Here is a 10,877-nt window from a genome sequence, read left to right on the forward strand (position 1 = left end):
TCGGCTCGGTCTGGCGCCGGCTCGGCGCCGAGGTGACGGTGGTCGAGTTCCTCGACCGCATCCTGCCCGGCATGGACGGCGAGGTCGCCAAACAGTTCCAGCGGATGCTCGAGAAGCAGGGCTTCGCGTTCCACCTCGCCCACAAGATGACGAAGGTCGAGAAGGCGGGCTCGGGGGTCAAGGCGACCATCGAGCCGGCCGCGGGCGGCGAAGCGAAGGTCCTCGACGCCGACGTGGTGCTGGTCGCGATCGGCCGGCGTCCCTTTACCCAGAACCTCGGCCTCGAGGCGCAGGGCGTGGCGATGGACCGGGGCATGGTGGTGGTCGACTCGCACTTCGCCACCAACGTCCCCGGCATTTACGCCATCGGCGACGTGATCCGGGGCCCGATGCTCGCCCACAAGGCGGAGGACGAGGGCGTCGCGCTGGCCGAGATTCTGGCGGGCCAGGCGGGCCACGTGAACTATGACGTGATCCCCGGCGTCGTCTATACGAGCCCCGAGATCGCCTCGGTCGGCAAGACCGAGGAGGAATTGAAGGCCGCCCGCGTCGCCTACAAGGTCGGCAAGTTCCCCTTCACCGCCAACGGGCGCGCGCGCGCAATGCGCCACACCGACGGGTTCGTAAAAATACTCGCCGACGCGGCCACGGACCGGGTGCTCGGCGCCCATATCGTCGGCTTCGGGGCCGGCGAGATGATCCACGAGGCCTGCGTCCTGATGGAGTTCGGCGGCTCGGCGGAAGACCTCGCCCGTACCTGCCACGCCCATCCGACAATGTCCGAGGCGGTCAAGGAAGCGGCGATGGCGGTCGACAAGCGGGCGATCCACGTGTGAGGATGTGAGGATCTGCGCCGGTCGCTCCAGCGCGGTCCGCGGGGGCGATCACGATGACGCGACGGTTCCTGGTCTTCCGGCTCCTGACGGCGCCGGCGCTCGCCCTCCCCCTCGCATTGGCCGGGCCGGCTCGCGCCGACCCCAATGCCCTCTGGCGCATCGTCCACGACGGCTGCGTGCCGCACTTTGACGCGGGGAAAGGCCCGACGCCGTGCGAGGTCGTCGACATGAACGGGGGCGTCGCAGAGGGGGTCGCGATCCTGAAGGACCGCGTCGGCGTCGCGCAGATGCTCGCCATCCCGACCCGCCGGATCAGCGGAATCGAGGATCCGCAGATGCTCGCGCCCGACGCGCCGCCGGTCTTCGCCGACGGCTGGAAGGCGAAGACTTTCGTCGAGGCGCGGCTCGGGGGCCGGGCGTTGCCGCGCGAGGCCGTCGCGCTGGCGATCAATTCGCAATACGCGCGCAGCCAGGATCAGTTGCACGTTCACGTCGACTGCGTTCGCATCGACGTTTTAAAGGCGCTCGAGGGCTACAAGTCCGCCCTGGACGACCAGTGGCGAGCCATGACGGTCGCGCTCAACGGCCGCGCCTATTTCGCGCGGCGGCTTCTTTCGGACGATCTCATTCATGACGAGCCGCTGCTCCGGCTGCTTGCCGACGGCCTCCCTGACGCGAAGGCGCACATGGGGGCGATGAGCATGGCCGCCATCGGCGCGGATTTCGACGGCAAGCCGGGCTTCGTTCTTCTTGCCGACGTCTTTTCGCTTGAAGGCGGGGGCCACGCCGAGGACCTTCAGGACCACAATTGCGCCATCGCCCAAATGGCGCCATGAATGAGGTTAACGTTTATTTTGGACCTTGAGGTCCAAATTCATGGTCTCCGTTCGGGGGAAGCGCGTCCATGCGATTTGGTCTCCGGGTCTTGCTGGCGCTTGGCCTGCTTTTGGCGATCCAGGGCCGGGCCCTCGCGGTCGTGTCGGTCGACGTGGACCTCACCGCGCAGACGATGCGCGTCCACGCGAGTTCCGGCGAGCGCTACGTCTGGTCGATCTCTTCCGGGCGCGAGGGCCATTTGACGCCGCGCGGCGTCTTCCGGCCGCGGGCGATGTACGCGATGGTTCGTTCGGCCAAGTACAATAACGCGCCAATGCCGCATTCCATTTTCTTCTACAGCCAATACGCGATCCACGGCACCAATGCAGTCGGCGCGCTTGGCGGCCCTGCGTCCCATGGATGCATCCGGCTGTCGCCCCAACACGCCGCCATATTGTTCGCCATGGTGGAGGCTCAGGGGGCGGTGATCCGCATCACCGGCGATGCGCCGACCCATGTCGCTCACGCCCGCCACGCCGCGGGCGCGGCCCTCGCCTACGCGCCGGCCCCGCACGAACGCTCGCTTAAGGAGTGGGTGCGCAACCCGATCGCCCGCTGAGCCGCGAACGTCTCAGGGTCGTCACGCGGACGCCTCCGGACGGCCGCTTTGCTCAGCCAGTGGGGCGGGCGACCGTGTGAGAGGCCGATTCGCCTGAACATACGCGCGTTTGCCGGTCGCCTTTTCTTGCGGGTTGGGTTATCAGGCCGTCGGCCCAGTTCATCGAGGAGTGGTTTGGTGCGGAGACGTGAATTTCTGGCCGGCGCTGCCGGACTCATCGGCGCGGCCTGCGCGCCGCGTCTGGCGCTCGCCAACGTGCCGACGGCTTATTCGCTCGACCTCAATCCCCCGATGGACAGCCGTGAGAAGTTCATCGCCTGGGGCGTCGCTCAGCGTGGTGAGGATCCCAAGTACCTCGGCGAGCGGTTCGACCGGTTCGAGGCCATGGTGCGCAACGAGGACCTCCTGAACGACCGTCACAAGCGCGCCTTCCTGCTGACCCCGCGGGAAAAATTCGTACTGCAGCAGAATCTCGGCCGCGCCTACGACCACGCCTTTCTCGACATCGGCTTCGGGGTCACCATCTCGGGCCCGCACATCGTGGGACGGATGACGTCCAACATCGATCCCAAGCAGGGCGAGAAGGTGCTCGAGATCGGCACCGGGTCGGGCTACCAGTCGGCCTATCTATCGCACCTGACCGACAAGGTCTACACGATCGAAATCATCAAGCCGCTCGCGGACCGCACGCGCGGCATCTACGACGCGCTCATCAAGGACGGCTACAACGAGTTCGGCGCGATCACGTCCAAGGCGGCCGACGGCTATTACGGCTGGAAAGAGTTCGCCCCCTTCGACAAGATCATCGTCACCTGCGGCATCGACCACGTGCCCCCGCCGCTTCTCCAGCAGCTCAAGCCAGGCGGGATCATGGTCATCCCCGTCGGGCCGCCCGGCGCGCAGCGCGTGCTGAAGGTCGTCAAGACGGAAGGCTCCGACGGACAGATGACGGTCGCGCGCTCCGACATCTATGGCGGCCGCATCGTTCCCTTCGTGCCCTTCACCAAGCTCGAAGGCGACCAGATCGTCGGCACGCACAACAACTGACGACGGACCTTCTCAGGTCCCTCCTTCACGGCGTCCCGACCTCAGGGGCGCCGTTCGTCCTTCTGACGCCCCTTTCGGCGAGGACTTCATGAACGACGCCAGCCCCATTCCCGCGGATGCAAGCCTCATCGAGGCTCCTTCGGACGACGCCGTACTGACGGCTCGCGAGCGGGTCGGGCTCTATTTCGCCGTCGGCCTCGGCGCCGGCGCCGTGATCGCGCTGCAGATTGACATCATGCGCGTCTTCTCGGTCAGCAGCTGGGCGCATTTTGGTTCGCTGGTCGTCAGCCTCGCCATGCTGGGGTTCGGTCTGACGAGCGCGGTGATGACCGTCGCCAAGGACTGGTTCGCGCGACACTGGCGCGGCGCGGCCACGGTCGCGCTCGGCCTCTTCGGTCCGCTCGCCGTCGCGGCAAATCTTTACGTCCAGCGACTGGGCTTCAACGCCATCTTCCTGGTCTCGGACCCGACCCAGAAGTGGAAGCTCCTGCAGATGTTTCTGGCGGAGCTCATGCCGTTCCTCGCCGGCGCGGTGTTCCTCGGCTGCGTCTTTCTCAAGAGCAACCGCACGTTCGGGCGGGTCTATTTCGCCGACCTCGCGGGCTCCGGGCTTTGCGGGCTCATCTTCCTTCTCGCGATGTACGTCTTCGTCCCCGCCAATCTGATCGCCGCCCCGCTCATGCTGTGGCTTGCGGCGTGCTCAGCCTGGGCGCTCGGGCCGGGCGGACGTGCGGCGCTCATTCCTTATGCCGTCGCCGGCGTGCTCGCGTTCGGCGGCCATTTCGTTCTCGCTCCGGCCTTCGGTCTCAAGACGCTGGCGGTCAACGACTACAAGGGCGTCTCCTACGCCCGGAAGTTCCCGGATTCGAAAAGAGTCTACGAGAGCGCCTCGCCATTCGGTTATCTGGAGGTCTATTCCAGCTCCTACCTGCATTTCGCACCCGGGCTTTCCGACAATGCCGGGTTCAGCCTGCCCACCATGCCGGCCAACGCTTACCTCGGCATGTACATCGACAGCGACGGCCCGATCGGGATCATGCGCGATCTGACCGACAAGGAGACGGCTTATTTCCGCTTCCTGCCGATGGTCTACCCCTACGTCATCAAGTCGGCGCCCAAGACCTTCATCATCCAGTTTGGCGGCGGCATCTCGACCGAGGTCGCGCTGCATTCCGGGGCGAAGGACGTCACCGTCGCCGAAGGCAATCAGGCCGTGCTCGAGGCGTTCAGGAGCCCGGTCCTGCGCGACTTCACCGGCGACATCCTGTCGAAGGTGCGCGTGATCCCTTATGAGGGCCGCCACTTCCTCGCCGGCGCGAAGGAAAAGTTCGACGTCATCGACCTGAGCCTCGCGGACTCCGTCGGCCTTTCCAACCCGGGCGGCTTCGCCATCGTGGAGAAGTTCCCCTACACCAAGGAGGCGATGGAGACCTACATGCGCGCGCTCGCGCCGGACGGCGTGCTGTCGGTGACCTTGTGGAACAAGGAAGAGCCGCCGAAGTCGGTTCTCAAGCTCTACGCCACGATGGCGGCGGCGGCGCGCGACGTCGATTCAGACCATCTCGCCAACTCTTTCTTCGTCGCCTCGTCCTACCTGTCGACCGCGACGGTGCTCTACAAGAACGGGGGCTTCACGCCGGAGGAGATCGCGAAACTGCGCACGCACACGCGCGCCATGTCCTTCGACGAGATCTACTATCCCGGCTTTGTCTATGACCCGTCCCAGACCGACGCGACCCTCGACGGTTACGTCCAGCAGATTTTCGCCGGAGCGGACGGTGGCCCGCCGGAGCCGGGGGATAACGCTGCGCAGTCGACGGAGGGGTCGGACGAGGGGGCGCCGCCGCCCGGCAAGGCTGACGACAGCGTCCTGCCTGCGACCGTCATGGGACGCCTCGCCTGGCATGCGCTAATCGCAGGCGATTGGCCGGACGTCGCCAAGCGCTACGTGTTCAACACCCGCGCCCTGACCAACGACGCCCCCTATTTCGCCGCTTATGTGAAGACCGGCGATCTGCTGCGGGTCACCGACCGTCTGGAGCTACTGCAGGACGAGTGGGGCTATCTCTTGATCTGGGCGACGCTCGGGGTCGCCTGTCTGACGGCGGCGGTGCTGCTCGTCATTCCGGTCCTCTGGGGCTGGCGGTCGATCTTCTCGCGCTCGCGCGGCAAGGCGCTGACCGTGCTCTATTTCGCCTGCCTCGGCGCGGGGTACATCATGGTCGAGGTGGGGCTCATCGCCCATTTCGTCATGGCGCTCGGCAACCCGACTATCTCCGCCTCGGTGTTGATCACGGGCATGCTGGTCTTCTCCGGCCTCGGCGCGCTGACCTCGGAGCGCATCTTGCCCTTTATGCGCGCGGTGATGCCGGCAATTTTCCTGGCCATCGGAGGATTGCTGCTCTCCTATGCGCTGTTCGTGAATCTCGCGCTCGACGGGATCGCAGCGCTCCCCTATGGCGAACGGCTCGTGCTGTGTTTCTTGCTGATCGCGCCGCCGGCGTTCCTCATGGGATTCCCGATGCCGACCGCAATGACCACGCTCGGGCGCCTCGGCAAGGATCACCTGTTCATCTGGGCCTGGGGCGTCAACGGATGCTTCTCGGTGATCGGGGCCGCGGCGGCGCCGGTGATCGCGACCAATTTTGGCCTGGGTGCGGTGATCGAAATTGCAGGCTTCGCCTATCTGTTGGCCCTGCCCGCATTTTTTGGCGTGATAGCTGTGGATAAGTCCAAGTCGGAGGCGCCCGGCGAGGCCTTTGGAAGCCCCTGAAAACGGTCACGCGGTCGTCGCCGGGCCGAAACATAACGGTTTTGCAACGAGGCGGCGACGCTCCCGATCTTCCGGCCGGACACAAAATTTTTATGATTATCAAAGATTTATTAATCAAGAAGGATTTTGTCGCCCGGCATCGGGTGTTCCTTCCGGACGGCTGCGTCCTGCGCCGGCCTTAGCCGCTAAGCCGTGGTTCGCGACGGGACGGACGTGAGCGCGTTGATCTTGGGTCTCGAATCAAGCCCTTGCGATAAAACAGTTTGGCCGCGGTGAAAGTTTGCGCCGGCGCGGGGCGGGCGCGACTCTTTGCAGCGGCTGAAGCCGGTTGCCTCGCTGCCCCGCCCGTGCCATAGTCTTGACCGATCCAAGCAGAAGATGAGTAGAGACGGGGATAGCTCAGTATTGCGGAGTAAGGCGAGGATAGAATAAAAAAGTAAATCTCAACCCTTTGAGCGAACGGTGGGGCTTCGACTTATGGGCTTGAGGTCGCCTTTCATGCCGAAAGCTGCTAAGGCAGCTTTGTTTAAGCTTTACTGGAGAATAAACGACCGTGGTGCGGGCTGCGGAGGGAGAACCTATGTCTAACGAGAGCGCTGCCGGTTACGCTGGAGACTTGCTCGCGACCAACGCTTACGAGCTCCTGGCTGGCGACGAATTCTCGATCCTGATCGATGTCCGGACGCAGGCCGAGTGGGCTTACGTCGGCGCCCCGGACCTGACGGATCTGGGCAAGACTCCGCTTTTCATCGAGTGGCAGAGCTTTCCGGCGATGCATGTCGATCCGGACTTTCCCTCGCGCCTGTCAGCGATGCTCGAGGCTGCAGGCGTCAAGTCGGGCGCTCCGCTCCTGTTCCTGTGCCGTTCTGGCGCTCGTTCGCGCCAAGCGGCGATCGCCATGACCAAGGCGGGCTGGGCGCCCTGCTACAATATCTCGGATGGATTCGAGGGACCGCTGGATCCGTGGCGGCGCCGGAACGTCGTCGGAGGGTGGAGGGCGGGGAATCTCCCCTGGGCCCAGAGCTAGGCTCTCCCCGCCGCGTCGATCGACGCATCGCCGATGATCCCTTCCCTGTCCTTCGCTCGAGTTCCGTCCATGGGCCTCCGTAACGAAATCCTCGCCGTTTCCAACGATCCCGTCACCACAAGCGGAGCTTTGCTCATGCAGTCCTGGCGGCGCTGCTGCGAACGGCTCCGGGCGGAGCTAGGCGAAGACATCTTCAACAGCTGGTTCGGCCGGATCGAGCTCGAATCCATCGGCGGCGGCCAGGCGCGTCTGTCCGTGCCGACCCGCTTCCTCAAGAGCTGGATCGACACCCATTACCTGGGACACATCACCACGGCGCTCGCCGGGGAATTCGGCGCGCTCGCCCGGATTCTCGTCGTGGTCCGATCGTCGGCGCGACCGGAGCCGCAGGCGGGCGGCGCGGCGATCTGTCCGCTACCGGCGGCCCCGAGGCCAGCGGCCGTCGCGCCGGTCGCGCAGGAGCGGGCGGCGCCGGCCGCCCGGCGCGGATCAACGCATCCGACTCCGATCAACGCCTCCGACGCCCTGGCCGGCTCGCCGCTCGACCGCCGCCTGACCTTTTCGACGTTCCAGGTCGGACGCTCCAACCAGCTCGCGTTCTCGGCGGCGCAGCGCACGGCCGAGCACCTTGGAGGGCAGGTCTCCTCGTTCTGCCCGCTGTTCATCCATTCGGCAGTCGGCCTCGGCAAGACCCACCTCTTGCAAGCGGTGGCGCATACCGCGGCGAGCCAGGGCCGCTCGGTGATCTATCTGACGGCCGAAAAGTTCATGTACGGCTTCGTCGCGGCCTTGCAGGCGCAGACGTCGATCGCCTTCAAGGAGCGGCTTAGGGCGATCGATCTCCTGATCTTCGACGACGCGCAGTTCCTGCAGGGCAAGACGATCCAGGCCGAGTTCGGACACGCGCTCAACGCCCTGCTCGACGCCGGGCGCGAGGTCATCGTCGCGGCGGATCGGCCGCCGAATGATCTGGAAGCGCTCGACGAGCGCGTGCGCTCACGTCTCAGCGTGGGGCTCTGCGTCGAGATCGGCGCGCTCGACGAGCCGCTCAGGGTGAAGATCCTCGAGGCGCGCATCGCCGCTGCGCGCGCGATGCAGCCGAACTTCGATCTTTCGCCCTCCGTGCTCGCCTTCGTGGCGCGCTCGATCCGCTCCAACGGGCGCGATCTCGAGGGCGCCGTCAATCGGCTGCTTGCGCATGCGACGCTTACCGGGGCGCCTCTGACGGTCGAGGCGGCGGAGGTGGCGATCCGCGACCTGATCCGCGCACACGAACCCAAACGCGTCAAGATCGAGGAAATCCAGAAGCTCGTCGCCACGCACTACAGCGTGTCCCGCGCGGACATTTTGTCGTCGCGACGCACCGCCGTCGTCGTCAAGCCGCGTCAGGTCGCGATGTTCCTGGCGAAGACCCTGACCATGCGTTCGCTGCCGGAAATCGGCCGGCGCTTCGGCGGACGCGACCACACAACCGTGCTGCACGCGGTGCGCAAGATCGAAGCCCTGTCGCAGACCGACAGCGCGCTCCGCGACGAACTGGAACTCCTGAAGCGGATGCTGCAGGACTAGCGGCCATGCGCCGACGGGACCCGTACGCGGGGATGACCCTCGTATTCAAGATCGTGGCGACGGAAGAATGGCGCGCGGCCGAAACGGACGGCGTCTTCGCTGGCACAGCAGTCGATCGCGCCGACGGCTACATCCACTTCTCGACCTCGGCCCAGGCGCCGGAAACCGCAGCGAAATGGTTCGCGGGGCGCGACGACCTGACCTTGGCCGCGGTCGACGCGGACGCGCTCGGCGCCGCGCTCCGCTGGGAGCCGTCGCGCGGCGGAGCGCTGTTTCCCCATCTCTATGCGCCCTTGCCGATGAGCGCGGTCGTCTGGTCCCGCCCGCTGCCGCTCGGACCCGACGGTCGCCATGTTTTCGGGGACCTTGGGGCGTGAGAACGGCTGAGCTCTTCGAGCCGTTGGTCAAGCGCCTGCCGCCGGAAACCGCGCATAGGGCGGCCATCCTCGGCCTGAAGCTCGCGCCGCCTTTTCCGGCGAAGCGGCCCGATCCGCGGCTCGCGGTCGCGGCTCTGGGATTGTCGTTTCCCAACCCGCTCGGGCTCGCCGCCGGATTCGACAAGAACGCCGAGGTTCCCGGAGCGATGCTTCGGCTCGGCTTCGGTTTCGTCGAGGTCGGCACGCTGACGCCGCGACCTCAGCCCGGAAACCCCCGCCCGCGCCTCTTCCGCCTCAGAGAGGACGGGGCGGTCATCAACCGCTTCGGCTCCAACAACGAGGGTTACGACCGCGCGCGGGCGCGGCTTCAGCGGCGGCCTGAAGGGCTCGTCGGCGTCAATGTCGGCGCCAACAAGGACGCGGCCGACCGGATCGCGGACTACGCGCTCGGCGTCAAAACCTTCGCGCCTGTCGCCGACTATCTGGCGATCAACGTCTCTTCGCCCAACACGCCGGGCTTACGCGACCTGCAGCGCCGCGACGCGCTCGATGCGCTCGTGGCGCGGGTGGTCGAAGCAAGCGAGGCGACTGCGCCACGCCGGCCGCTCCTCGTCAAGATTGCGCCGGACCTCGACGAGCGCGAGCTGGATGACATCCTCGCCATTGCGCTCACGCGGCGGGTCGACGGCCTGATCGTCTCCAACACGACCGTCTCCCGACCCCCGACGCTCAGATCGCGCCATCGCGGCGAGACGGGCGGCCTGTCGGGCCGGCCGCTGTTCGCGCCCTCGACCCGGCTCCTCGCGCAGGCCTGTCTCAAGCTCGGCGGCGCGATCACGCTGATCGGCTGCGGCGGGATCGAGGACGCCGAGACCGCGCTCGTCAAGATCGAGGCCGGCGCGGATCTCGTCCAACTTTACACGAGCCTTGCGCTCAAGGGCGTCGGCGTCGTCGCCGAGGTCCTCGACGGACTCGCCCGGACGGTCGAGGCGCGCGGCGTCGCGAGCGTCGCGGCGCTCACGGGAACGCGGGCGCACGAATGGGCCCAGTCCTGAAGGAACTGGCGGGGGCGGGCGGCGTGCTCGCGCGCTACGGCCCCGGCCGGCGGGCGCGGAGCTGAGAGCCGTACGAGGTTATGCGCCGGACGGCGTTGCCGTCCGCCCTCAGCATGCCTTAGGGTCCGCCCTCCGCCGGCCCGCGGGGCCGGGTGACGAGGAGACGCTTCATGGCCAGCAACCTTCAGGTCTTGTTGGATCATCGACCGACGGACAAAGTCTCGCCCGCAAACTTCCGCGTCGTCGAGACGCCCGTTCCGACGCCAGGTCCGGGGCAGGTTCTCGTGCGCCACACGTTTGTGTCGCTCGATCCGTACATGCGCGGTCGGATCAGCGACGCGAAGTCCTACGCCAAGCCTCAGGAAGTCGGCGCGGTGATGCAGGGCGGCGCCGTCGGGATCGTCGAGGCCTCTGACAATCCGCGTTTCAAGCCGGGCGACGCGGTCGTCGGCATGGGCGGCTGGCAGCGCTATTTCGTGAGCGACTTCAGCAACCTGAACGTCGTCGACGCCAGGGCGATCCCGATCCAGGCCTATCTCGGGCCGGTCGGCATGCCTGGGGTCACCGCTTGGTACGGGCTCAACCGCATCATCGCGCCGAAGGCCGGAGAGACCGTGCTCGTCTCGGCGGCGACCGGGGCGGTCGGCTCGGTCGTCGGGCAACTCGCTCGGGCGGCCGGCGCGCGCGCCCTCGGGATTGCGGGCGGGGCGGAGAAATGCGCCTACGCCGTGAAGGAGCTCGGCTACGCCGCCTGCGTC

At 66.6% G+C, this 10,877-nt stretch carries 9 protein-coding genes and 1 pseudogene; all 10 read left to right on the forward strand.

Annotated elements, in window-relative coordinates; translation table 11 throughout:
- Window positions 1–836 (forward strand): FAD-dependent oxidoreductase (locus tag ACLP25_RS01710; RefSeq protein ID WP_442467522.1); only part of this gene is annotated, 836 nt, incomplete at its 5' end.
- A gap of 53 nt (window positions 837–889) precedes the next feature.
- The gene (locus ACLP25_RS01715; RefSeq protein WP_442467523.1) at window positions 890–1,672 is read left to right on the forward strand and encodes a CDP-diacylglycerol diphosphatase; all 783 of its coding nucleotides are present in this window, start codon (window positions 890–892) and stop codon (window positions 1,670–1,672) included.
- 68 nt (window positions 1,673–1,740) lie between these two features.
- Window positions 1,741–2,271, forward strand: a complete 531-nt coding sequence (locus ACLP25_RS01720) for a L,D-transpeptidase (protein WP_442467524.1) — start codon at window positions 1,741–1,743, stop codon at window positions 2,269–2,271.
- 177 nt (window positions 2,272–2,448) lie between these two features.
- Window positions 2,449–3,318 (forward strand): protein-L-isoaspartate O-methyltransferase family protein, encoded by an 870-nt coding sequence (locus ACLP25_RS01725; RefSeq protein ID WP_442467525.1) that lies wholly within the window; start codon window positions 2,449–2,451, stop codon window positions 3,316–3,318.
- Window positions 3,319–3,406: 88 nt separating this feature from the next.
- Complete coding sequence (locus tag ACLP25_RS01730; RefSeq protein ID WP_442467526.1) at window positions 3,407–6,091, forward strand: hypothetical protein; 2,685 nt, start codon at window positions 3,407–3,409, stop codon at window positions 6,089–6,091.
- Window positions 6,092–6,671: 580 nt separating this feature from the next.
- Complete coding sequence (locus ACLP25_RS01735) at window positions 6,672–7,118, forward strand: rhodanese-like domain-containing protein (RefSeq protein WP_442467527.1); 447 nt, start codon at window positions 6,672–6,674, stop codon at window positions 7,116–7,118.
- Window positions 7,119–7,253: 135 nt separating this feature from the next.
- Window positions 7,254–8,687, forward strand: a complete 1,434-nt coding sequence (gene dnaA / locus ACLP25_RS01740; protein ID WP_442467530.1) for a chromosomal replication initiator protein DnaA — start codon at window positions 7,254–7,256, stop codon at window positions 8,685–8,687.
- Between the two features lie 32 nt (window positions 8,688–8,719).
- Window positions 8,720–9,064, forward strand: coding sequence for a DUF952 domain-containing protein (locus ACLP25_RS01745; RefSeq protein WP_442467528.1), 345 nt, complete (start codon window positions 8,720–8,722; stop codon window positions 9,062–9,064).
- Complete coding sequence (locus ACLP25_RS01750; RefSeq protein ID WP_442467529.1) at window positions 9,061–10,119, forward strand: quinone-dependent dihydroorotate dehydrogenase; 1,059 nt, start codon at window positions 9,061–9,063, stop codon at window positions 10,117–10,119. Before ACLP25_RS01745 ends, ACLP25_RS01750 begins: the two co-directional genes overlap by 4 nt.
- 170 nt (window positions 10,120–10,289) lie before the next feature.
- Window positions 10,290–10,877: pseudogene (locus tag ACLP25_RS01755) on the forward strand (NADP-dependent oxidoreductase); the annotation flags it as partial.

This window comes from Roseiarcus sp., assembly GCF_052145395.1.
Classification (GTDB): domain Bacteria; phylum Pseudomonadota; class Alphaproteobacteria; order Rhizobiales; family Beijerinckiaceae; genus Roseiarcus.

What these genes read in the sequence shown, in the direction of transcription:
- dnaA (WP_442467530.1), top strand. Translation starts at nt 7,254, where the DNA reads ATGCAGTCCTGGCGGCGCTGCTGCGAACGGCTCCGGGCGGAGCTAGGC.
- ACLP25_RS01720 (WP_442467524.1), top strand. Translation starts at nt 1,741, where the DNA reads ATGCGATTTGGTCTCCGGGTCTTGCTGGCGCTTGGCCTGCTTTTGGCG.
- ACLP25_RS01715 (WP_442467523.1), top strand. Translation starts at nt 890, where the DNA reads ATGACGCGACGGTTCCTGGTCTTCCGGCTCCTGACGGCGCCGGCGCTC.
- ACLP25_RS01730 (WP_442467526.1), top strand. Translation starts at nt 3,407, where the DNA reads ATGAACGACGCCAGCCCCATTCCCGCGGATGCAAGCCTCATCGAGGCT.
- ACLP25_RS01735 (WP_442467527.1), top strand. Translation starts at nt 6,672, where the DNA reads ATGTCTAACGAGAGCGCTGCCGGTTACGCTGGAGACTTGCTCGCGACC.
- ACLP25_RS01745 (WP_442467528.1), top strand. Translation starts at nt 8,720, where the DNA reads ATGACCCTCGTATTCAAGATCGTGGCGACGGAAGAATGGCGCGCGGCC.